Raw genomic sequence first — 22,292 nt, 5'->3', positions numbered from 1 at the left:
CCTGACGGCAAACGCACCACAGGACTCAGCTGGCCATGCTGGCATCCCTCGGCCAGCCACCCAGCTGCGGGAACTGCCGCATATACCGCTGGCAGCGTGCGGCGAAATCGTCTCCCTCATCGTGCAGCCGTGTGTGTTCGATCACCTGGCGTGGATCGGTGATCGGCGGTCTCAGCATCCTGATCTCCTCATCGAGGAACTCGCCGCCACCCTGTTCCGCAGCCGCGAGCGCGAGCACGGTGGCCAGGACCACCCCGGCACACGTCCGATAGGGGCTGAAGATCGCATCAACCGGCTCAGCCGGGTGCTCCGAATGATCTATGACCATGAGCCAGACCCCGTCACCGGTCTCGGGGATCTCAAACTCGAAGTGGAGAGTCGGTCGCTCCAAGACCGGACCAGGGAGGTGATCGCCGATCAGTACGGCCTCAAGCGCCTCCCCGGTCAACCGATGACCAGCGTCGACACGACGACCTTCTTCATAGCGACGATCCGCGAAGACCTCGATAGACGGCGCGCCCTCCATCCCCAGCAACCTGGCCAACATGCGCTGAGCCGTCTCGACAAGCACATCCAAGCCAACCGGCCTTCGCATCGTCCCAACAACATCGACGGACACGAGCGCGACGCTATCCACACCACCAGTACCGCAGCCACAAAATATCGCCCACGTCGAACGGCAGCGCCCCCCACGGGGCGAGAAGAGCCCGACCGGCGCCACCACTGCAAGCGTCACCAGATATTCGCAATAACGTGCCCCTTCCACCGCCTCACCACTTGGCAAGACATGCGCCGCGAACAACCAACCCTCTTCACCAAGGCCTGCCACTTCGAAACAACCATCAGCCAACGCCGCCACGCCCTCGGAAAAGACCCCGTCTACCTCACCCGCTACAACGCCCCCTCGCCGACGTCACTCCCACCGCCGAACCCCTCCCACTCGACGACGGCGATGGCACCTGCGACTCCGGCTGGTGCTTCACCTGACCACCAGCCATCAACCAGCCACAACTCAATTCCACGGAGGCCAACCATGCAGCCCCTCAAGCACGCAGACCTCGCTGAACTGCCCGCCGTCGTCGACATCGTCACGGCCGCCCGAGCCCTCGGCCTCTCCCGTACCTACGCCTATCAACTCGCCAAGAACGACCAATTCCCCTGCAAGGTAATCCGCATCGGCACCTGCTACCGCGTCCCCACGGCCGCCCTCCTGACGCTCCTTGACGCCACATAGCGATGAAAGGATTCGTCCTTGTACAGGGACATGGGCAGACGCAGAGCTACCTGCCCATGTCCTGCTCGTGTTCGCTGACGTAAGGCGGGCTGAAGCCTCGGAGGTCAGTCTTCTCGTGTGCTCTCAGCGGCTGGGTTTCCGTGAATCCTTCGAGCCAGTCAAGCTATTGCCCCTTCGGGGGCCGGCGACCAATTAGGTTGCCCATTCGGGGTCTGCCGGTCACGGCATCCGGGAAAGGTTAGCGGTCGGCCTTTCTGACCTGCAGTGCCTCGATATTCTCTCCTGACGGGCGTCAATGCGGACGGCGATTTCGGTGCAGGCGAGTGGCTGTACGCAGTGGCGAAGTTGCTGAAGTTCCGATGAATCAACTGGTTGGGCGCGGGCCCCCTGCTCGGCGACCTGCTTCGCCGAGCAGAGACACGTCCTGCGAGCCGAGTGACACACCGACCGCATGCTCGTCTACGACGAGCACTACCTCGGGGCCGTCCTCGCCGAGTTGATCGCGGGTGGCGTGTGTAGCCCGCGGGGATCGCGTTTCGTCGGCAGTGCTCGATCTTGGCGGCCAAGTGGTCGGGGTGAACTGCACCTCGACCACGTTGCTCCAGGGACCAGTCAGCCGTGGCGCTCGATGAGACGATCGGCTGGCCGCGCTCCGGAACGGTTCGCCGGCCATCATGAGGCGTGTCGTACGAGCGCAAGGCCCATCTTGGCTCCTGAAGTCCGGTGAGGTGCCTCCCAGGGCCCGGGGCGCATCCTCGGGTGTCGCGGGAGGTCGCGGGTGTGTCAGCAAGGCAAGATTTGGGTGACCTTCTGGAGAAACTTCAGGTCGTCGTCTATCTTGCCAACGTGTCGTCGGACTCAACCGAAATCGAGGGGTCAGCTGTACAGCTGATCATGACCACTCTCCCACCCGACGACGCGGGTGCGAGAACGGCCGACCTGTACGACTGGCAGGCCTCTATGGCCGCTGCGGACGGACTTGAGTTCTATCGGACTGCCCTCACCGCGGGTGAAGATCTCTCTGATGCAGGGGCGCGTCGGCTCCTGTGTGAGTATCACGAGGACTGGGTGGCGATCCTTGGCGACGATGCTGAACTGGTGTCGGCTAAGCACAAGGAACCGTCATTCGGTGCGTACACCACGATCAATCAGCTGCGTGGTGACGGCGGGCTGGGGCATCTGTTTTCACGGTGGCTTGCGTTGGGCGAGAAGCCGGCATGTCGCCTCGTGACGACAGCCGGCTTGGCAGCTGGTCCGCCTCAAGAGCTGGGTAAGGCCGTTCTCATCCTGAGGAACCAGCGACTGGACGGGAAGCCACTCGTCGTCGCCGGCGCCCCCGGCGAGGCGGTCTCTCAGTTCGCCAGGACTCTTCTGAGCAATACAGACAGTCTGCCTGCTCATTGGAAAATGACCGGTGGCGGCCGAAATGCCGGGCCGACCGCTCAACAACGCGAACAAGTCGCACGATTCCTCTCAATCCTAACATTGCAGTGTGGCCGCCCCAGCAGAGTGCACATCGCCTATGCGGCACCTGGCATGTACGCCAAGCCGGTCCTTGCTCAGCTTGGCTATCCCGACACGCCACCGGAAGCGGTCTGGGAGGCGGTTCTCGGAATCGTCAGAAGCCGCATGCGCGCCGCCGGACCACGCCCTGAGGGCGGGCTTGAGCCGGTCCTGGCCCATACGTCAACGGTGTCGGCCCTAGGCACCGCGCTCGACAGTGACTTCGCCGACAGGATCGTTACGCTTGGTGATATCGACGTTGCGGTGAGAACCGCCGTCGCCCTTCCGGGCGGCTTTATGCCGCTTCCGACGCTAATCCGAACCAGCCGTCTCGCTGTCAAGATGGCTGCCGGACATTGTGGGGACAACAGCATCGAGCGGGCCGAGCAACTAAAACTGGACTTTCGGAACTACTGGCGGGCTCGAGCCAGTGGTGATCCAGCAGCGGGCATGGAGAGGGAGCGGCTCATGCGTGCCCTGCATCGACTCAGTGATCAAGCGGCCGCCGCTACAGAATCCCACGATCGTCCATGGGGAGCCGACTTCTGGGTAGAGGTGCAGACCCAGATCGAGGCCCTGCTCGCGAGTGAAGGTCGAGACGATCTGGACCTTGATCTACTCCTCGGCGGGATCTGCGAGCTCGCCAGCCGCTGCAAGGTGTGGTTCAGCAAAGGCTTCGACGTCCAGGCAGCGATCGCCCAAGCACGGGCCCGACAAAGGGCAGCCTCATGAGCACCGTACCTGACCCCGAGGAACTTGCTCTCTTGCGTGAGGACCTTGCCTACCACCAGGCCAGGGTGCTGCTGTTGGTGGAAGCCGTAGCCCGTACGGCGGGGCATGCCGGCAAGCTCGATGGATTGACCAAGTTGGCCAAACTCGACTTTCTCGTTCGCTATCCGGCGCTCGCGCCGACCGTATTGGACAGCCTCGATCCCACCGATGGACGCCTGCACCTTTCGCGGGAGGACGTTGCCGTGCCCACCGACGTCGAGGCCCCAATGACGCGCTACCGATACGGTCCGTGGGACGATCGGTACTACCCCGTGATCGGCGCGCTGACCGGGCGCGGCCTGCTGCGCTATGCCCGCGGGCGCCGCGGCAGCGTCGCGCTGGTACCGACGCCGGCTGGGCGCGACCTCGCCCAAGCCATGGCAGCCACCCCAGAGTGGGCGGATACCACCGACCGCTGCGCCGCAATCGCCGAAGCCGCGTCAGGCATGACGGGCAGCGCCCTCAAAGACCTGATCTATGAGCGGCTGGCCGAACTGATGGACCGTCCCCATCGGCAGGTGATCCAGTGACCGTCCGATTTAGAATCAACACCATCACCCTCGACACTACCGAGGGCGAAGTGCATTACGCTTTCCCGTCAGATCTAACCGTGCTCGCCGGAAAGACAGGCGTCGGCAAGACCACATTGCTCGAACTGATCAAGTTTGGTTTTGGTGGGAACGCCGCGTTGGCCGATATCGCACGCAACCACGTCCGCGAGGTAACGCTCGAGGTCGCCATCGGCGACTCTCGCCTGCAAATCTCTCGCAGCCTGGATACTCCCAAAAGTAAAAAGGTACACGTCACCGACCTTTCGGCCCGGGAACGACTTCCAGACCACCATATCGATGCTACGCAGCCAAGCCTTAACACACTGTTGATGACCGGGCTCGGTCTTCCTGATGACCTCAAGGCCGCCGTGACGGCCAAGGGCAGCACCAACGCCGGCAGCCGCATCACCTTTGCTGACATCTTTGCTTACCTCTATGTACCACAAGCGGCCATCAACCGGGAGATCGCCCGCAGTGGCGAAAACTATTATCAGCCTAAACGTAAAGCGGTATTCGAGTTATTGTTCGGACTGACCAATCCCGACATCATGAAACTTCAGTCTGAGGTCAATAGCCTCAACGGCAAGATTGCTGAGGCTGAGAAGGAGCATCAGACGGTCCTGACCTTCCTGAGAGACAGCAACACCACTGCCCGCCGAGACGCCCAAAACGCTCTCGACACCGCGGTGGCGGCGCAGGCGGCCGCAGAAGCAGAGCAGACGAACCTCAGGAACGCGGTCGACCCCATCACAGACCGCGAGACGCAGGCCCTGCGGGACATGCTCAACGATGCAGAGCGCGGACTGGCCGAGGCCCGCGCCCTCGTCACGCACCTCACCCGACAAATCGGCGAATACACGGTGGAACGACGCCGGGTGCAAACCGACCTGGCCAGACTCCAACGCATGCATGACGCGGGCGAGCGCCTGGCCGACATCGAGTTCGTCGTCTGCCCGAGGTGCATGCAGTCACTCTCCAACCGAAGCGTCCCCGACTCCAGTTGCCGGGTCTGTTTGCAACCAGACCCGGTGCAAGCCAGCGCGTCTGAACGCGGTGGACATTACGAGATCCTCCAATTGACCGATCAACTCGCCGAGATGGACGACCACCTTGCGGGGATCAGCGCCCAGTTGGAAGGAGCCCGGCAGGCCGAAGTGGACCGAGCCCAACTCGTCGAGGCGTTGACCGCGAAAATCGACGCCCGGCTAGCGGAGCGTCTCACGCCACGGCTTCAGGCATTCAGTGACGCAGCCGACCGCCTGGCGGCCGCCCGAACGCAACAGCAGCACCTGGAGCAAATCCTGCGGCAATGGGATCGAGTTGACGACCTCGGCTCGGTGGTCCAACGATTTCAAAGTGACAAGGAGCGCGTTCTACGAGCCATCCGGGAGGCCCAAGACGCTATCGATTCCAGAAAACGCGAGGTCCTCGACGCTCTCAACGACGAGTTCCAGCGCGCCGCCTCCGAGTTGGGAATTCCCGGTGTTCAGCGGGCCACCATCAACCGCGACAACTACCTTCCGATGCTCAACGGGCAGAAGTACTCCACCTTCAGTGGCCCTGGTGGCGGGATCATAACGGCAACCCAAGTCGCCTACTGGACGTCCCTGCTCAACGTCGCGCTCCGCGACCGGCAGACCCATTACCCGGCGTTCTTGCTCATTGACACCCCGCGCCTAGCCCTCCAGGCGGAGAGCCTGGCCGCAGCGCTCTATCGACGGCTCGTCGGCCAAGCAGATGCCAACCCTGGACGTATTCAGCTCATCATCGCAGATAACGAACTCCCCGCCGACTACAGACGCCACTACCAAGAGATCCACTTCACTTACCAGAACCCGACCATTCCGACCATCCTGCATCCAGGACCCAACGCTGTACGGAAACTTGTCGACTCGGACGCAGAAGCCGAAGGAGAGGATGTCGCGACTTAGTATTACAGCCGCACCTGGAGATGGATGAGTCGCCGTTGCAGCGGGCCGTGGCGCCTTCGGGCGCGACTTTGGTTACGGCGTCGCCATCTTGACCGCCACAGACGCTATGCGGCGTCGTACCGGGGCGGCCGCAGGAACGGCGAGATCCCGGCACGGCAGCGGTCTGGGCTGCTGCCGCCTGCGCTAAGCAACGGCAGCACTCGGGACTGCTGCGGCAGTGACGCCGCCCATTACACGACGAACCGGGGACGTTCCTTCCACCGTCGGGATCGTCGCGCCCGCCTTCTCCATCGTCGAGGGCCCAGAGCGTGGCTGGACGGAGGGCTGGTCCTGTTCGGCTCCGTGGCGGCGGTGGCCTTGTCAGCCTTTACGTACTGGGAACTGCGCCTTCAGGCCCCCAAGCTTGCCTGGATTACGGGCGGCCAGGCGCTCCTGCCCTACTCGATCAAAATCGGGTGTACGGCCGGTGCTGGCGGGTGGCGTACTGATCGATGCTGGTGTCGCCTATGCCGCCACACCGGCCACGGACGCGATCGTCGTCGCTCCGCCCGCTGCCAAGCAAGGCATGACCTCGGCCCTCAGTGACGTCACCGTTCGAGCTGGGTGCCATGCTCGGCGGTGTCGCCGTGGTCGTCGTCGGGGAGCCATCGGGGTCCTGGCACTCCACCGGCCGCGCATCTACCGAGGCTCGACAGCGCCAGAAAGGCCGACATCCGCGCCTGGCCACGCACGGAGCGCCCGCCGGCCGTCGCGCACCATCCGCCCGCCTCAGTCCCGGGCGGTCCCGGACTTCTCCAGATGCGTCAACATCCGGCACGCCGGCCGGTGGGGAAGCCATTCTTGAACCATGGCACAGCCCGACATCCGCTCTGGACGCAACAACAACTCTAAGAAGATCACCGCAGTCACCCGGCGCGACGTCTTCGACTACCTACGCGGATTGGGCGGTCCGTGGTGGGGCAGGCTGGATGAGGTCGCCTTCCTGGAGAGTCTGTACGACTTGGATGCCTTGCCGTCGAACGACTCGCGATACAGAGCGGTGCGCCGCGACATCATCCAGCACCGGGTCAACAACGACGATTGGGGGATGACTGGGCCCTCGAGGACTCCCGGTTCAGCTTGCGGACGGACCGGACGAAGTGCTCCTGGTCTTCCTGGCCCGGATGGTCCATCCCGAGGTGCAACCCGATGTTGACCGGGCGGCCCGGCAGGTTGACGAACTGAACCGGCTGTTCGCGCCAGACGGCTGGGTACTGCGAGCCCATGAGTTCCTGTCGGGTCGACCTATCTACACAGCGGTCTCGACAGGCAGTGCTCCTAGTCCGATCATCCCTCTGCCACTCAGGGACGACGACGCTACAAAACTCGATCTCGTCCTCGGCCAAGTCCATTATCTGCTCCGCAATGGTAACCAGGGAATTGCTCAAGAGCTGGTCCGCGCTGCGACACTCACTCTGCGCCGTGACGGCGGCTTCTTCCACCCGACGCCCGGTGACAACTGGAGAGCTGATACCTATGAAGCGGTCCTGACCGTGGAAGCCGAGTTTGTTCCCGAGTTTACTTCGCCGGTGACCGACCTGGTCTGGCGAAACCTGGCGAGTGTCCTCCAGCGCCTCCAACGCGAAGACGTCCAGTCTCTTGTGGTCGAAGCGGCCGTCCCTCCACTTCCTGACGTCGGCCGCGACTGGCGGCAGGCCGTCATAAGGTCTGCCTCGACTCCGACCAATCAGGGTCGCCGCGAGAGGCAGATCGGTGACGGTCATCCCACGCAGGACGGACTGGTGTTCGGCAGTAGGGCGGAACTTGTCGTCTACCAGGTCCTCAAGGAGATCCAGCGGGAGAGCCCGCCCCGAAATGCGATCGCCATCCTGCCCTTGCCGAGTGTGAAACTCCGGGACGCCGGCGTACGCAGCCCTGACCTCGTCGTCATCGGCAATGGCCGCGCCGTCGTTCTGGAAGTCGACGGCCCGCACCACTATGCACGCATGCGCAAAGCCGACGACGAGGACCGGGACAGGCATTGGCTGCGCTGCGGAATCCAGACGGTACGCATCGCCTCCGAGCAAACCGAAGACACCGCCATGTTGAAGGAGCGTCTCAGAGAGGACCTGACGCGCACACTCATTCCGCGCCCCTGACCATATGGGCGGCTTGCTGAAGCGCGTAAACCAGCGGGATTTTCACGGTTAGTGGCGAAAGGCCGAGCTGGCCTGGAACAGTCAGAGCTTTGAAGGGGCTGCCGGGGTGGCACCCAAAGATGTGTCAAAGTCGCGGCGTGTGGCCGGGTGCGGGGCGCTGTTGGGGTGCAGTATCGCTTCGGGCATCAGCACGTTTGCTGAGGTGGGCCAGGCATTGTTGGCCGACTCAATGAACAGCGGCCACCGTCCGAGATAGTTGGGAGAATTTGTGGCTACTTGGGGTGTATCGGCTCTACGGCGTCGACCGACTCGCCTGGCCGCCGTCACAGCGGTGGTCGGCTCGCTGGCCCTGTCGCCCGCTGCCTCGGCTTCCTCGGCGACAGGGGGGAAGGTACGAATCTTGCGACCCGCCAGCGGACCGAGCAGCACGACGTCAGCTTCGTCGCCATGTTCCTTCCTCATCACCAGTCGGCCGTGCGGATGGCCAAGGTTGCGGGGGAGCGGGCCACCGAGGAACAGGTGCGTCGGCTCGCCGCGCACATTGTCGAGGTACAGACCCGCCAGGTCGGCCAGATGGAGTCCTGGCTCAAGGAGCGCAATGCCGAGCCGATGCCGCCTCCGCCTCCCGTCCGGAAGCTGAACCAGCAGAACCTGCAGATGCTGCGCGAGGCGCGCGGGGTCCGGGTCGATCGGCTGTTCCTGATACTCATGCGCATGCATCATGCCCAGGGCATCTCGGAGGCGGCAGACGAACTGCTGCACGGTCGCGATTCGTTCGCCATCAATCTCGCCAGGACCGCCAAAGAAGGCCAAGTTGGTGAAGTATCCGAGATGAACCGGCTGCTGACGCCGTGTACGGGACATCCGAGGAGGGAGACCGGACGTGTCGGCAGACTGAACAGTGATCGGCCGGCAGTACGTCAGGTGCTGAAGCTCTCTTGCAGGCCGATAATCGGGCGACGATCCTGACCGTTCACGGCATGGTCCAGATCTCGAATCCAGGTCTGCGTTCGGCTGCAGCAGCGGACGCGCGCCGCGGGCCCGCGATCTCGGTCGTGGCCCGCCGCCGAGGCCGAGATCGCGGGGGCTGACGCGGGGCAGGCAGGCGCGCCGTAGGGGCAAGCCTGCCTGCCTCCGGGCTCTCAGTGTCCGGTGTAGCGGAAGATCCACAGGCCGCTGTCGCGGTCGCTGCCGAAGATGTAGGTACGCCCCCTGACCTTCTTGGCTTCAATGCCCCAGAAGTTGTTGCCGCCGTCGTCGACGTAGTGGCCGACCTCGCGGATGCCCTGGCGGCCGACCTTGATCACTCGGATCCCGCCCGCGTAGTAGGACAGGTAGGCGAGGCGGCTGTCGGCCGGGTCGGTGGCGGCTTCGTGGACCGTGAGATCGCCGTGTCCGGTGGCATAGGCCGGGTCCAGGCCCTCCTTGATCGCGTAGTTGTCGATCTCCTTGAGGGTCCTGCCGTCCAGCAGGTGCACGGTTCCCCAGCCGTCGAACTTCGACTGGGCCTTGACCCCGGCGCCGATCGTGCCCAGGGCCGGGAAGTCCGCACCCTCGGGCGTCGACGAGTATTCGGGCGTGTCACCGAACAGGAGGTGCCCTGCGCGGTGGCCGACGCAGACGGCGGATGCGGTGACGGTGAACTGGTGCCCTTGGCTTCCGCACAGGAACCCGTCAGGGAACAGGCCATTGCTCGTCGCGCCGTGGCTCTGCACGACGATCACCTTGTCGTATCCGGCGAGCTGGCCGGACTCGACCTTCTTGGAGAAGAAGCAGCCGCCCCGGACGAAGACGGCGACATCGGCGCCGGTGGTCGCCTTGGACGGGACCTCGGCGCGGTCACTGGTGCCGTTGCCGTCGACGTCCTCTTCGCACCGCTCCCGGCCCAGACGGTCTTGGCGCCTTCGAAGGTCTTGCCGGGCAGCGTGTCGATCTGGACCGTCCAGTCGAACTGGCCTGCGCCGTAGGTGCCGGCATTCGGCCCAGCGGTGATCTGGAAGGACGTCCGGGTGGGGGAGAAGTCCTCGTCGGTGCCGACGATGAACCGGTTGTTGCGCGTCCATTCGGCCTGGTGGCCGTTGCCTTCCGGCGGGCTGAAGCCGAGGAGCTTCTCGGGGTCCGGGTAGTCGGAGTCGTTGACGAAGACCGGCTTGGCCGGGTTGTCGAGATTGAGGATCACCCAGCCTGCGTCCCAGTACGACAGCAGCCCCAGCCAGTGGCCCCTGATCTTCTTGACGACCATGTCGTGCAGGAAGACGGTCTCTCCGTTGGCCAGGGGTTTCTGGGCGCCGGGCCAGTCGGTGAGGCTCGTCTCGGCGATCAGCGTCGGGTTGGACGGGTCGGTGATGTCCATGATGTCGACGTCGCTGGTGGCCTGTTCCTCGTCGTCGGAGATCATGGCGTAGACGTGGCGCCCGGCCTGCCAGGCGAAGACGCTGTGCTCCTGACGAGCCGTCGGCAGTTCGCCGTCGTTGGTGTCCCCTCGCCGATCGCCAGTGGGACGATGTGGCGCGGGTCGGTCACGTCGTAGATAGACATCCCGCCGACCTGTGATCCCGTGTCCGAGCAGATCTCGTTGTTGGTCACCAGGATGTCGCCCTTGAACGCGGCGGTTCGCATCTTGATGACCTGCATCCCCTCACCCGGATATGACCCCGCCGGGAACTCGGTGAAGGAGACCTCCTTCGGCTTCGCCGGGTTGGAGATGTCGACCGTGTAGAAGCCGCCCTTCCCGCATGGGTCGGTGTTGAGGCGCCGAGCCGCCAGGTAGGCGTGGTCGCCGCTGACGGCTAGGTCGGCGATGTGTCCCGGCCGGTCCTGGCCGGTCGCGCCGCTGACGTCGAGTTCGCCGACCAGCTTCACGTTCTTGCTGGAGCCGGGGAGGTGCCCTTCGCTTCCACCGTGCTGGTCGTCGGCTTCACGGCCGCCGCTCTCGGGATCGGCGGAACCTCCATTGATCTTCGTCTTGGCGGTTGGTGGCGTGGGGCTGGCGGCTGCGTCCCCGAGACCGCTCATGGCGATCGTCAGGGTGGTGGCCAGGGGGATCGCCCATGGGCCCTGCGCATGTCTCACCTCTCGTCGGTGGACCTGATCATCGGGTGGCATGCCTGGGTCGGCGCCCCCGGCAGCCGGCGATCAGACATGCCGTCCGGACCGTACTCCTACGCAATGTAGGAGGAAAGGTGTGACTCCAATACGGCCGCCCGAAAGCCCTCCTGAGATCTCGACCGCTGCTCCTCCGTGAGCGAAAGCCGAGTTGTTTCAGTACGGAGGGTTACGCGTCGAAGCGGTTGGCGTCAGCGGAGCAACCTGGGGGAGACGACCTTGGCGACGTCCTTGCGGAGGCTCGGGAGGGTGGGGGCGAACTTGTAGCCGCAGCAATCGGTGTCGTTGAACTTCATGTGCGGGACGATGGCCTCATACGGGTTGAGGTCGTACTGCTCGCACAGCCAACCGCAGACCTTGACCAGGGAATCGCGCAGTCGTTGCGGAGGCAGGACGGTGTTGTAGGTGCCTTCGCACTCGATGCCCACGGTGTCGGCGTTCGCGCCTCTCACGTGCGTGCCGACTACCATCTCGCCCCGTTCGGCCGCCGCGAGGCTGCCCGTACGACCCTCCAGGATGTGGCCTCCCCGGCTGATGGTGAAGTGCTGTCCGGTGTCGCCCCATCCTCGTCCCTTGTGCGCATTCTGGATCGCGCGTGCGAGGCGCTCTGCCCGTGCGAGCGAGTAGTCGTCGACGTTGTCGGTGAAGGTGTGGTGCACGACGATGTACTTGGGAGGACGCCGGCGGACGGTCGCGGTTCTTTCCGGCTTGCCGGCCCCCCACTCTTTGGTCGGGTGGATCAGCGGAGACTTGGCGGATGCCGTGCGTGCGTTCCGGGAGGCGCGAGATCGCCTGCCCCCGGCCGCGCCCTCCTTGCCACTCGCGGCGGCTCGTTGCGCTGTCCGCGCCGGAGGCGAGCCCCGCATTTCCTGGACGCCGAATGCCGCGCCGGCCGCGAGGAGGCCGCCCAGAAGGAGAGTTCGGCGAGGTACGGCGCCGTTCGTGGAGCCGTCGGCGCGATGCCGTCCGTCGTAGTTCATCGGAATTCCTCCGAGGGGATCGCCCCACGGCGCGGCCAATGTCATGGGAATGGCATGCCGAAGGGCAGGCGGAAGTCGCCGCCTGTGGTCAGCAGGGGATAGTGCGTGCACTAACGCATGCGGGGCCTGCCCCGGCTGGAGCCGTGGACAATGAAGGTCAAATGAATTAGTTGCGCACGTGCACGCTACGAGGAAGACGCTGCATCAGCATGCGTGGGGATGGTCCTCGTCAGACGATCGGAATCAACAGAGTCTGCGGTTCTGCTGTCTTCCGGCGCTCTACGCTGTGCCAGGTCAGGTGCCCGGACGGCTGACCGTTCGGGAGTCAGGCGCAGGACGGTCGGCAACTGGGGGAGCGTACTGCCTTTTCACGCTTTCTCCTCTCCTTGACTGCCTACCGGGTTAGCTGACGGGTTCGGGCCAGGAGTAGGCCCTACCGCGGCCTTGGTCGCGGATTCACCCCAAGAAGGATGGGTCCCCGGCTTCCAGGGCGTCGGGCGCCATGGAATTAGGCGTTCGGCCGGTCGCCTGTGGAGCGGCGTTCCCTGGCCGACTACTAGGCAAGTTAGTACATGGAGCTCCGTGCGTCCAAGTCGGCAAAGGTAAAATTCAATAGTGATCTACGCCGGGCCACTCCGCCCGAGGCTGGGTCTTCGCCTGTGAGTGACGCGGGTTCCGGGATGGGAGCTCCAAGGGAGCGGGTCGCTCGTGCGCCATCGATTCCGAGCTTGGCTCAGGGATGAAGTGAGCCATACGGGACTTTGGCGGGGTCTCGTCCTACGACACGTAGGAGATGGCTACAGTATGTGATGTGTACCTAACTCAGCGTGCTTCGCAGGGGTGCGGCCCCTCGTCAGGAGGCGGTCTGTCGCTCCTGCTGGTCACGCTGTCCGCGCTCCACTTCGTGCTCTGCCTGCCTGGTCTGCACTCAGAAGAATCGGCTGGGACGGCGGGGCGCACGGTACCCTCTGCCGCCTTGAGTGCCCACGCCGACGGTCAGCCTGGCAACTCGGGCGGAGCGGCGACGAAGAGCCTTCCTCCCGAGCCGCATGATGACTGCGGAGATTCGACGGCTCTCCCGTCCGAGGGCAGCCGGGTTGTCATGCTTCTCATTGCCGCGTTCCTCGGACTCGCCATCCTCTTGGTGAGGGGAGAGCGAGATGCGGCAGCGATGTTCCTGCGGAGTTCCTGTGCCGCGTTGCGTCGACGATGCGTACCGCCTCGCCCCAACGGGACCCGTCTCCTGAACCTGATCTGCCTGGCGCGGCTGTGATCGGCCAGGTCATGCGCCCTTGTCGATGACGGAATAGCGGAGGACGAAGTTCTCCGATCTTCCTCCTCGGCATGCCCGCTGAGGGACAACCGGCGACGACCGCCTCGCAACCACATCCGCGCTGCTGAGCTGAGCCTTCAGGAGAGAACGTTGGACGCGATCGATCTGCACGTACCAGGGCAATCGAAGGGCTTTGGTGCTTCCCGAGGGACGGGAGCCGGCACCTGCCGGTCGCCTGCGCGCCTGGTCGGGAACACTCCCGTCCTCTGGATTCCGGATCTGTCCGGAGGGAGCACGAACGGCTTCTGGGCCAAGATCGAAGGCACGAATCCGGGCGGGATCAAGGACCGTCCGGCCCTCCACATGGTCGCCCGCGCCCGGGAGCGCGGCGATCTAGCCTCAGGAACGCCGATCATCGAATCCACCAGCGGCACGCTCGGGCTCGGCCTGGTACTCGCCGGGATCTCCTACGGCCATCCCGCCACGCTCGTTACGGACCCGGGAATGGAGCCGCTGATGGTCAACCTGCTGCGCGCGCACGGCGCGACGGTCGACGTGGTGGCGGAACCCCATCCCACGGGCGGCTGGCAGGAGGCGCGTCGGCGACGCGTCCAGGAGCTGCGGGAACGGCAGGCGGACGCCTACTGCCCGGACCAGTACAACAACCCCGACAACGTCGCCGCCTACGAAGGGCTCGCGCTCGAACTGGCCGGCCAACTCGGCCAGGTGGACGCGCTCGTCTGCAGTGTCGGCACCGGCGGTCACAGCGCCGGGACCTCTCGGGTTCTGCGCCGGATGTTCCCGGAACTGCGGGTCGTCGGGGTCGACACGGTCGGGTCCACCATCTTCGGGCAGCCGGCGAGGCCGCGGCTCATGCGCGGCCTTGGAAGCAGCATCTACCCGCGCAACGTGGACTACGCCGCGTTCGACGAGGTGCACTGGGTCGCGCCCGCCGAAGCCGTCTGGGCATGCCGGGAGCTCGCCAAAGCCCGATACACCACCGGCGGGTGGAGCGTGGGGGCGGTCGCGCTCGTGGCCTCGTGGATCGCGCGGTCGGAATCCGAGCACCACAAGATCGCGGCCGTCTTCCCCGACGGACCGCAGCGCTACTTCGCGACGGTCTTCGATGACGGATACTGCTCCCGGCACGACCTGATGGGCACCGTCCCGAGCGAGAAGCCCGACGTGATCACGCACCCCGCCGAGCGCGAGGTCACGCGGTGGACCCTCTGCGCCAACGTGACGGCACCGGCCGGAGCACGTGCGGAGGCCGCGCTGTGAGGGCGACATGGTCCCAGCTGTGGTCGTTCGACCGTCCGATCCGGCTGCTGATGGTCAACCAGCTCACCATCAACCTGGGCTTCTACATGCTGATGCCCTACCTGGCCGATCACCTGTCCAGCGGCCTCGGGTTCGCGGCGTGGCTCGTCGGCTTGACCCTGGGCGTGCGCAACCTCAGCCAGCAGGGCATGTTTTTGGTCGGCGGCAGCCTCGCCGACCGGCTCGGCTACAAGCCGATGATCCTCACGGGTCTGGTGCTGCGCACCGTTGGATTCGCCCTGCTCGGAGTCGCCGACGCGTTGCCCATTCTGATCCTGGCCTCGGCCCTCACCGGCCTTGCCGGAGCCTTCTTCAATCCCGCCGTGCGCGCTTACCTGGCTCAGGAAGCCGGCGAACGCAAGGTCGAGGCTTTCGCGGCGTTCAATGTCTTCTACCAGCTGGGGATCCTGGTCGGGCCGTTGATCGGGTTGCTGCTCGGGGGCATCGCGTTCCAGCTCACCTGCATGGTCGCGGCCGGGCTGTTCGCGGTGCTGGCCATCGCGCAGGCCAAGGCGCTGCCGGCCCGGCGCGGCAGCCGCGCCGGCGTCGGCGGGTCCGTCGTCCGGGATTGGCGGACGGCGCTGTCCAACCGTGCCTTCGTCCTGTTCTCCCTGGCGATGACCGGCTCGTACGTCCTGAACTTCCAGGTCTACCTCGGGCTGCCCATCGAGGTCCGCCGGGTGACGGGCGGCGAACTCGGCGTCACCCTGCTCTTCGTCGTCTCCGGCGGCATGGCCGTGCTGGGACAGGTGCGGGTCACCTCCTGGGTCAAAGCGCGCTGGACTTCGGCGCAGGCGCTCGTCCGCGGGCTGGCGTTGATGGGGCTTTCGTTCGTCCCGATGGGACTGGCCGCAGTCCTGGCGCCGGCCACGGCATCACCGCCAGACGGGCCGGCGAGCTATGCGGAGGCGATCGCGCCGATCCTGCTGAGCACCGCACTGCTCACGCTCGCGACCATGGTGACGTATCCGTTCGAGATGGCCACCATCGCGGCGCTCGGGCGGGACGAGATGATCGGCACCTACTACGGCCTCTACAACACGGTCTCCGGCATCGGCATCGCGCTCGGCAACATGCTCACGGGGGCCGCCCTCGACGCGGGCCGGGTCATCGGAGTGCCCAGCCTTCCGTGGCTGGCCCTCGCCGTGGTGGGCATCGCTTGCGCTCTGGCCATCCGTGCCCTGGCCCGCGCCGGACGGCTTGCTCCGGGACGTGAACGCCCACGTGAACGCGCCGCAACTCCCGGCTGACTGAGCGGCCGCCCCAAAGGGCGTGAGGCAGCTGGGGCGCGAGGTGTTGAATCAGTCCAGCACCGCGCTGAACTAGTCGCGCTGAGAGGAACGAGTGACGACATCCACCCCCGGCACACCGATGCCGCCGTTCGTGTACCAGCTCACCCTCGAACGCCCGAACGGAATCAAGAACGAGGCGTGGCTGGTGATCGAGGCGCAGCAGCAACGTCTCGCACTGGCCCTGGAGACCGGCGACCGCCCGCTGTGCATCGGGACGGCCAAGGAACTGGTCGAGGCGATCGCGAAGATCGTGATGTCGACGCGTGGGCAGGCCACCGGAGCCTTGATCGATTTCGACAAGTGCGTCATCCAGGCGCACAAGGCCTTGGAACGCCTGCCGGACCCGGACCTCAGCGACGATCAGAAGCTGAGGCAGCTCGTCCAGAGCGCGAAGGGCATCGCCACCCAGCTCGGTGCCATCCGCAACGCCTACGGAACAGGTCACGGACGGTCCGAGCAACCCGCGGTCACCGAGGAGATGGTCCATCTTTGCCTTGACGGCGCACTGCTGTGGTCCCGGTGGGCGCTCCGCCGGCTCGGCGTCCTCACGCTCTCGATGCCCGAGCCGTTGATCCAGGACCTCGAACACGCGACCTTCCGCCGCGGCGACCTCGGGAAGCGTCTGGACGCGGCCGGCCTGGCCGCCTTGGACCCGCCCGTGCAACGCCGGATCGGGCTCGCCGTAGCGCAGCGCGCGATGCGGGAGACCTTCGTCGTTCGCCAAGACGGCGTTGAGGAGTGCGCTCGGAGTCGCGATATGACGATCTGGCCGGCCGCATATCGGAGTGCGGTCTTCGAGGGGCTGTTCATCGACCCGGGCGGGCGCCTGACCGTGGACGAATGGTCGGCCGATTGGGCCTCGCGCGTGCTCGCGCCACTTCCTCCGGAGGAGGTCACCGCGCTGATCGACAGCTTGCGGAGCAAGCTCGCCGAAACGAGTGCGCCTTCACTCGCGCAAGACCCCTTCGCAGGTGACTACGGCCTCGAACAACGCCTCAGGGCGAGCGCCGCCTACTTGCCGCCGGCGGCGCGTGACGACTGGCTGCTCCTCGCCCGCGAGGTGGCCGCGGCAGCCGAGAACGCCTAGTCGGCGCGCAAGGCGCCGAGCAAGGTCTTCACGAGAGCTTCGCGGGCCTCGGCCTGGCTGAAGCTTTCTGCGGAAACCTCCTCCGTTGCGGCATGCAGCAGTGCGTAGACGGTGCTGACGAGGCATTCCACGGGAAGGTCGGTGCGGAACCGTCCGGCATCCCGCCCTTGGACGACCAGCTCCCGGACGTGCGCCATCGGCGGATCGTGCGGTTGCCGGACCTCCTCGGCCGGAAGGCTCCGCCGTGCGGCGTTGTACAGGCGGCCGAACCTGCCGATCAGCGGCCAGGTCGTGCGTGGCTCAGTTCATGCTGATCCTGGACGTCACGGTGGTGAACGTGGCCTGATCAGGGCGAGCGCCGGCCAACGCCGTGGATCCGGTGGTGCCGCAGGGGCCGGGGCGTGGTGATGCGTGGACGAGCCGTGAGTCATGAGGAACCTCCTGACCGGCTGGTGCCGGAGCGTCGCCGCTAACCCGAACAGTGATGTTCGGGTTTCCCCGACATCGGCGTCGACCTGTCGCTCAGCCGCTCCGTCCTGACCTGGACGGTCACGGCCTACACCCTCTTCTTCGGCGGCCTGATGCTGCTCGGCGGCCGGCTCGCCGACACCATCGGCGCCCGCCGCATGATGCTGATCGGCCTCTCCGTCTTCACCCTCGCCTCGCTGGCCACCGGCCTCGCACAGAACCAGACGCTGCTGCTCGGCGGCCGGGCTACGCAGGGGATCGGCGCGGCACTGCTGTCCCCGGCGGCACTGTCCACCGTGGCGACCATGTTCCACGGCCCTGAACGCAACAAGGCGCTTGGCGTGTGGGGCGCACTCGGGGGAGTGGGCTTTGCCGCAGGGGTCCTGCTGGGTGGCGTCCTCACCGCTGGACCTGGCTGGCGATGGGTGTTCTTCGTCAACGTCCCCGTCGGACTCATCCTGCTGGTGACGCTGCCGATGGTGGTGCGCGGTCACGCCGCGCGGCCGTCCCGGCAGCGGCTCGACCTGCTCGGCGCCGGCACGGTCACCGCCGCCACGGCCGCGTTCATCTACGGAATGATCAACGCCGGGGACGACGGCTGGTCCGCCGCGAGCACCCTCGTCCCGCTGGCCGCCGCCGTCCTGCTGTACGGCGGCTTCGGCTGGATCGAGCGCACGGTGAAGACGCCGCTGATGCGCGTGACCATGCTGGCCCGCCGTCCCGTGGCCGCCGGTGCCTTCCTCATGCTCGTCGCCTCCGGGCTGCTCATCTCACTGTTCTTCCTCGGGTCGCAGTACCTGCAGCACGCGCGCGACATCGGCGCCATGGAGACGGGCCTGCTGTTCCTTCCCGCCGCCCTCGGAACCGGTGCCGGAGCGCACGTCGCCGGACGCCTCGTGGGCTCCATCGGCACGCGCCCCGTCGCGGTGGCGGGCCTGGCCCTGGTCACTGTCGGCGCCGGCCTGCTGACCGGCCTGTCGGCGGACGGCGGAGTCGGTCTAGAACTGCTTCCGGGGATCGTGATCGCCGCTGCGGGCGTGGGGCCGGTGTTCGTCGCGGCGAGCACCTCCGCACTCGCTCACGTCGACCACGCGGAGGCGGGTCTCGCTTCCGGCGTGATCAACACCTTCCACGAGCTGGGTGCCGCGATCGGCGTTGCGGTGGCGTCCACCATCGCCGCCACAGGTCTCGCAGCAGTCCCTTCCATCGACGGCTTCACCACCGCGTTCGCCGTGTTCGCCATCGCCGCGGCGACCGCCGCCATCGCGTCCCTCTGGCTGGTCCCGCCAGGCAAGCCGCAGATGACCGGTGTCCCGCACGCCCACTAGGTGTCGTTCCGCGCCCCGGAACCAGGCTCCCTACATCGTTGTAGGCATGACGTGCGGGCACTGCTTCAGCTCGATCATCGAGGAAGTCGAGAAGATCGCCGGGGCGTGTTCGCGGCCAGCGACGGATTTCGACGACGCGCTGATCCCGGACGCCGGAAGGGCCGTCTCATCAGTCCCCGCGTGACAGCCCGTCCGGCGGGCCGGCGGCCGTCGATTCAAGTGGTGTCGCAGGCGCGGGCGTCGTCTTCCAGCGCTCTTCGATGCGTCCGAAGCGCCAGATCACGAGGGCGATGATCCAGGTCACCACGAACAGAGCGACGATGGCGTACCCGACGTAGTTGAGGTCGAGGCCGCCCAGGGATGCCAGCGGACCTCGGGTCACACCGAGCTTCTCGATCAGCGGGCCGGTGAGCTCTAGCACGCCGATGATCATGGCGACGGCCACGGAGAGCGCCGTGATCGTGATGTTGTAGTACACCTTCCGGACCGGTTCGGCGAAGGCCCAGCCGTAGGCGAAGTTCATGAAACAGCCGTCGATGGCGTCCAGGAGGGACATTCCGGCAGCGAAGAGGATCGGGAGGGTCAGGATGGCGTACCAAGGGAGGGTGAAGGCCGCCGCTCCGCCGGCGAGGACCAGGAGGGAGACCTCCGTGGCGGTGTCGAATCCCAGGCCGAACAGGAGCCCGACCGGGTACATGTGCCACGGTTTCCGCACCGCCTTGGTGATGCCGGCCAGGATGCGGTTGGCGAACCCGCGCTTGTTCAGGTGCTCTTCGAGTTCGTGCTCGTCGTACTGGCCGTGGCGCATGGCGAGGAAGACCTTGACGATGCCGCCGAGGATCATCAGGTTGATCAGACCGATGACTACCAGGAACACGCCGGAGACGAGCGTGCCGATCAGCCCGGTGACGCTCTGCAGCGTGGACGACTCGTCCTCGACCTGCCCGGTCAGGGTCCGCATGCCGAATCCGAGGAGTACGCACAGGGCGAAGACGATGCTCGAATGCCCCAGCGAGAACCAGAAGCCCACCGACAGCGGGCGACGGCCGTCGGCCATGAGCTTTCGTGTGGTGTTGTCGATCGCCGCGATGTGGTCGGCGTCGAACGCGTGCCGCATCCCCAGCGTGTAGGCGGTGACTCCCAGGCCGATGGTGTAGGCGCCCGCTCCGCCCAGTTCGTAGTGCTGCGGCGCGATGAGCACGATCAGCGTGTACCAGCCGATGATGTGCAGCGCGGCGATGAAGGCCGCCATCCCGGCAAGACGCGTCCACTCGGCGCGGGTGAGGTCAAGCCCCGTCCATGGACGCCGCTGCCGGACCACCGGGGTTCCCCTGCCCATCTACCCGCCTATGCTCGGAAGTCCGATCTCCTACGCCGCATAGTAGATGCGTGAGATTTGTAGCTGCAAGAAGTTCGCATCTGAGGCCGTGCGCGGTGGGCAGTGAGGTCGCTGGGCCGCCCCGACGAGGGCGGTTCGCGTTAGGGCTGCTGGACGACGAGGCCGCCGAGTAGCAGGTCGATGACGGCCTTGCGGGCGGTGTCCGAGTCCCAGTGGTGGCTGGCGCGTAGGTGGATGTATCCCCACCCGACCGTATTGAACAGAACCGTTGCGGTGACCGTGACGTCGAGGGCCCGAAGGGAACCGTCGGCCGCGCCATCGCGCAGAAGTCGTTCCAGGGGCTCGGCGAAGACGTCGACCAGCAACGCCTCTGGGCCCGGTCGATGGAAGACCTCTCCATGCGCCAAGAACATGCCGGCCAGCAGATCGAGGTGACGGTCCGCCGCCTCGCAGATAGCGGTCAGTGCGGTGCGCAGCCGCTCGGCTCCAGACCCCGAGCTGGTCAGAGCCGGCCACATCGCGGCCCGGTAGGTCTCGGCGGCCCGCTCCGTGAGCGCCGCGATGAGTTCGTCGCGGGTCACCTTGCGACGATAGATGGTGGCCCGGGACATGCCCGCCTCTTCGGCGATTCGCTCAAGCGTCGTCTCGGAGAGCCCCCACCGGGTGATGGCGGCCTCCGTCGCATCGATGAGCCGAGGATCGAGCGCGGCCGGGCCTTGCGTCATACGTGCATCGTAATTGAGACCCATGACTCTCACTTGCGGCGCCATCCCCGAGCAGGTAAGGGCAGGGCTGCCCTCACCAACATGCCGATCATGCCGCTGAACAGCGCAGGCTGTTTGCTCGCTGTTTGCATCGTCTTGAGCGTTTGATATGGTCCGTCCCAATTCGGTGCTTGCCATGCGCCGAAACCACACATCAGTGCCCGCTTCACCACCGAGCCGAACGGCGGCTCGCGATCCGGCTCGTCAGTAGTGCGACCCGGTGGTCAGGTGAAGGCGGCGACGCCGAGTCCGCGTCCGTGCGGAGCCGGGGAACCAGCGCGAGGACGATCCAGGTCGACGAGGCCTGGCACCTCGCAGGGGTGAATCGACCTCTCCTCATCATGATCGAAGTGGGGTCGTAGGGCAGCTTCCATGCCCGAATCCGTCAGCTAACCCGGTAGGCGGTATGGAAGGAGAAGATGCCGTGAGACCTCGGCATGCCAAGAAACAGTTCAATCTCACTGCCCCCGTTTCTGGGGTGGTTCTCGCCGGCGTGTTCGCCGGTTCGCTCGGCCTGATGCCGAGCGGTGACTCAGAGGACCCGGCGCCCCGCACCACGCGGCCCGCGATACTCGCCGCGGACCGAGGGGAGGAACCGTCCAAGCAGGGAGACGCGCCTCAGACCGACAAGAGCAAGGCCGAGCCCGCCAAGCCGCCGGCCACTTGCAAGCCTTCGGAGGCGAAGAAGCGCAAGTACGCGAACGGACGGATCCCGACTCGGGACCTCTGTCCGCTGCCTCAGGAGGGAGAGTTCCTGCGAGCCGACGCGGCGGTGGCCTTCTACAAGCTCAATGCGGCTTATAAGAAGCGCTTCGGCAAGGACGTGTGCCTGAGGAGCTCCTACCGCACCTTTGCGAAGCAGAAGCAGCTCTATGAGAGCATGCCGGCGGGCATGGCCGCGCGACCGGGCCGCAGCAAGCACGGGTACGCCATCGCCGCCGACTTCTGCGGCGGTGTGCAGAACGATGAGTCGCCGCAGTTCAAGTGGATGCTCGCCAACTCGAAGAAGTACGACTGGGTACATCCGGAATGGGCCTTCAGCAGCCCGTTCGAACCGTGGCACTGGGAGTTCGACGTCGGCCAGGACGCCTAGCGGATTCCTCCGGGGTGGGCCGGGCGCGACCGGCCCGGGCCCCCCCCCCCCGGTTAAAACGGCCCCCCCCCCCCGCCGCGAAGGGGCCAGGGACGCAGAGACACCCTAGCCCCCC

Annotated in this window: 20 protein-coding genes and 2 riboswitches; of the genes, 12 read left to right on the top strand and 8 right to left on the bottom strand. The window is 66.0% G+C overall.

Translation table 11 applies throughout. The features are described from left to right. Nucleotides 1-25 precede the first annotated feature (25 nt). The gene (locus ABZ806_RS27920; protein WP_500220368.1) at nucleotides 26-859 is read right to left on the bottom strand and encodes a hypothetical protein; all 834 of its coding nucleotides are present in this window, start codon (nucleotides 857-859) and stop codon (nucleotides 26-28) included. Nucleotides 860-1,033: 174 nt separating this feature from the next. Here ABZ806_RS27920 and ABZ806_RS27915 point away from each other — a divergent pair, with 174 nt between their 5' ends. The 7 genes from ABZ806_RS27915 (at nucleotide 1,034) to ABZ806_RS27885 (ending at nucleotide 9,097) form a co-directional block, all read left to right on the top strand. Then, the gene (locus ABZ806_RS27915) at nucleotides 1,034-1,234 is read left to right on the top strand and encodes a helix-turn-helix transcriptional regulator (protein ID WP_500220367.1); all 201 of its coding nucleotides are present in this window, start codon (nucleotides 1,034-1,036) and stop codon (nucleotides 1,232-1,234) included. Between the two features lie 798 nt (nucleotides 1,235-2,032). Further along, nucleotides 2,033-3,469 (top strand): hypothetical protein, encoded by a 1,437-nt coding sequence (locus ABZ806_RS27910; RefSeq protein ID WP_500220366.1) that lies wholly within the window; start codon nucleotides 2,033-2,035, stop codon nucleotides 3,467-3,469. Continuing rightward, a complete protein-coding gene (locus tag ABZ806_RS27905; RefSeq protein ID WP_500220365.1) occupies nucleotides 3,466-4,038 on the top strand; it encodes a hypothetical protein in 573 nt (190 codons plus the stop codon). The genes ABZ806_RS27910 and ABZ806_RS27905 overlap by 4 nt, the downstream gene beginning before the upstream one ends. Beyond that, entirely contained in the window at nucleotides 4,035-5,990 is a 1,956-nt protein-coding gene (locus tag ABZ806_RS27900) for an AAA family ATPase (protein WP_500220364.1), read from the top strand. Before ABZ806_RS27905 ends, ABZ806_RS27900 begins: the two co-directional genes overlap by 4 nt. A gap of 847 nt (nucleotides 5,991-6,837) precedes the next feature. After that, nucleotides 6,838-7,185, top strand: a complete 348-nt coding sequence (locus tag ABZ806_RS27895) for an AbiJ-related protein (RefSeq protein ID WP_500220363.1) — start codon at nucleotides 6,838-6,840, stop codon at nucleotides 7,183-7,185. Then, nucleotides 7,082-8,128, top strand: coding sequence for an AbiJ-related protein (locus ABZ806_RS27890; protein ID WP_500220407.1), 1,047 nt, complete (start codon nucleotides 7,082-7,084; stop codon nucleotides 8,126-8,128). The genes ABZ806_RS27895 and ABZ806_RS27890 overlap by 104 nt, the downstream gene beginning before the upstream one ends. Before the next feature lie 276 nt (nucleotides 8,129-8,404). After that, on the top strand, nucleotides 8,405-9,097 hold the full coding sequence (locus ABZ806_RS27885; protein WP_500220362.1) for a DUF305 domain-containing protein: 693 nt from the start codon (nucleotides 8,405-8,407) through the stop codon (nucleotides 9,095-9,097). 173 nt (nucleotides 9,098-9,270) lie between these two features. Here ABZ806_RS27885 and ABZ806_RS27880 read toward each other — a convergent pair whose 3' ends face one another. The 4 genes from ABZ806_RS27880 to ABZ806_RS27865 all read right to left on the bottom strand — a co-directional run bounded on the left by ABZ806_RS27880 (nucleotide 9,271) and on the right by ABZ806_RS27865 (nucleotide 12,213). Continuing rightward, nucleotides 9,271-9,843, bottom strand: coding sequence for a hypothetical protein (locus ABZ806_RS27880; protein ID WP_500220361.1), 573 nt, complete (start codon nucleotides 9,841-9,843; stop codon nucleotides 9,271-9,273). Between the two features lie 5 nt (nucleotides 9,844-9,848). After that, nucleotides 9,849-10,526 (bottom strand): hypothetical protein, encoded by a 678-nt coding sequence (locus ABZ806_RS27875; RefSeq protein ID WP_500220360.1) that lies wholly within the window; start codon nucleotides 10,524-10,526, stop codon nucleotides 9,849-9,851. Next, on the bottom strand, nucleotides 10,523-11,200 hold the full coding sequence (locus tag ABZ806_RS27870) for a hypothetical protein (protein WP_500220359.1): 678 nt from the start codon (nucleotides 11,198-11,200) through the stop codon (nucleotides 10,523-10,525). Before ABZ806_RS27870 ends, ABZ806_RS27875 begins: the two co-directional genes overlap by 4 nt. 224 nt (nucleotides 11,201-11,424) lie before the next feature. Then, complete coding sequence (locus tag ABZ806_RS27865; RefSeq protein ID WP_500220358.1) at nucleotides 11,425-12,213, bottom strand: peptidoglycan recognition protein family protein; 789 nt, start codon at nucleotides 12,211-12,213, stop codon at nucleotides 11,425-11,427. Between the two features lie 375 nt (nucleotides 12,214-12,588). Then, a riboswitch (cyclic di-AMP (ydaO/yuaA leader) is annotated at nucleotides 12,589-12,738 on the bottom strand. An 898-nt stretch (nucleotides 12,739-13,636) separates the two neighbouring features. On the opposite strand from ABZ806_RS27865, the gene ABZ806_RS27860 reads away from it, so the two are divergent. The 3 genes from ABZ806_RS27860 to ABZ806_RS27850 all read left to right on the top strand — a co-directional run bounded on the left by ABZ806_RS27860 (nucleotide 13,637) and on the right by ABZ806_RS27850 (nucleotide 17,185). Continuing rightward, nucleotides 13,637-14,767 carry a PLP-dependent cysteine synthase family protein gene (locus tag ABZ806_RS27860; RefSeq protein ID WP_500220357.1) on the top strand — a complete coding sequence of 377 codons (1,131 nt, stop codon included), beginning with the start codon at nucleotides 13,637-13,639 and terminating at the stop codon, nucleotides 14,765-14,767. Then, nucleotides 14,764-16,056 carry an MFS transporter gene (locus ABZ806_RS27855; protein ID WP_500220356.1) on the top strand — a complete coding sequence of 431 codons (1,293 nt, stop codon included), beginning with the start codon at nucleotides 14,764-14,766 and terminating at the stop codon, nucleotides 16,054-16,056. Before ABZ806_RS27860 ends, ABZ806_RS27855 begins: the two co-directional genes overlap by 4 nt. 94 nt (nucleotides 16,057-16,150) lie before the next feature. Continuing rightward, the gene (locus ABZ806_RS27850) at nucleotides 16,151-17,185 is read left to right on the top strand and encodes an abortive infection family protein (protein ID WP_500220355.1); all 1,035 of its coding nucleotides are present in this window, start codon (nucleotides 16,151-16,153) and stop codon (nucleotides 17,183-17,185) included. On the opposite strand, the gene ABZ806_RS27845 is transcribed toward ABZ806_RS27850, so the two are convergent. Further along, nucleotides 17,182-17,382: a hypothetical protein gene (locus ABZ806_RS27845; protein ID WP_500220354.1), complete on the bottom strand. Its 201-nt coding sequence runs from the start codon at nucleotides 17,380-17,382 to the stop codon at nucleotides 17,182-17,184. The genes ABZ806_RS27850 and ABZ806_RS27845 overlap by 4 nt on opposite strands. A 306-nt stretch (nucleotides 17,383-17,688) precedes the next feature. On the opposite strand from ABZ806_RS27845, the gene ABZ806_RS27840 reads away from it, so the two are divergent. Further along, a complete protein-coding gene (locus ABZ806_RS27840; RefSeq protein ID WP_500220406.1) occupies nucleotides 17,689-18,981 on the top strand; it encodes an MFS transporter in 1,293 nt (430 codons plus the stop codon). Nucleotides 18,982-19,150: 169 nt separating this feature from the next. On the opposite strand, the gene nicT is transcribed toward ABZ806_RS27840, so the two are convergent. Both nicT and ABZ806_RS27830 read right to left on the bottom strand, forming a co-directional pair. Then, the gene (nicT, locus tag ABZ806_RS27835; RefSeq protein WP_500220353.1) at nucleotides 19,151-20,320 is read right to left on the bottom strand and encodes a Nickel transporter NicT; all 1,170 of its coding nucleotides are present in this window, start codon (nucleotides 20,318-20,320) and stop codon (nucleotides 19,151-19,153) included. A 140-nt stretch (nucleotides 20,321-20,460) separates the two neighbouring features. Next, the gene (locus ABZ806_RS27830) at nucleotides 20,461-21,045 is read right to left on the bottom strand and encodes a TetR/AcrR family transcriptional regulator (RefSeq protein WP_500220352.1); all 585 of its coding nucleotides are present in this window, start codon (nucleotides 21,043-21,045) and stop codon (nucleotides 20,461-20,463) included. A gap of 270 nt (nucleotides 21,046-21,315) precedes the next feature. Beyond that, a riboswitch (cyclic di-AMP (ydaO/yuaA leader) is annotated at nucleotides 21,316-21,502 on the top strand. Between the two features lie 6 nt (nucleotides 21,503-21,508). Here ABZ806_RS27830 and ABZ806_RS27825 point away from each other — a divergent pair. Beyond that, a complete protein-coding gene (locus ABZ806_RS27825) occupies nucleotides 21,509-22,177 on the top strand; it encodes a M15 family metallopeptidase (protein ID WP_500220351.1) in 669 nt (222 codons plus the stop codon). Nucleotides 22,178-22,292 lie beyond the last annotated feature (115 nt).

This window comes from Spirillospora sp. NPDC047418 (assembly GCF_040643275.1).
Lineage (GTDB): Bacteria > Actinomycetota > Actinomycetes > Streptosporangiales > Streptosporangiaceae > Spirillospora.
Note: the sequence above shows the minus strand (reverse complement) of the source record. Positions and strands in the feature narration are given on the sequence as shown.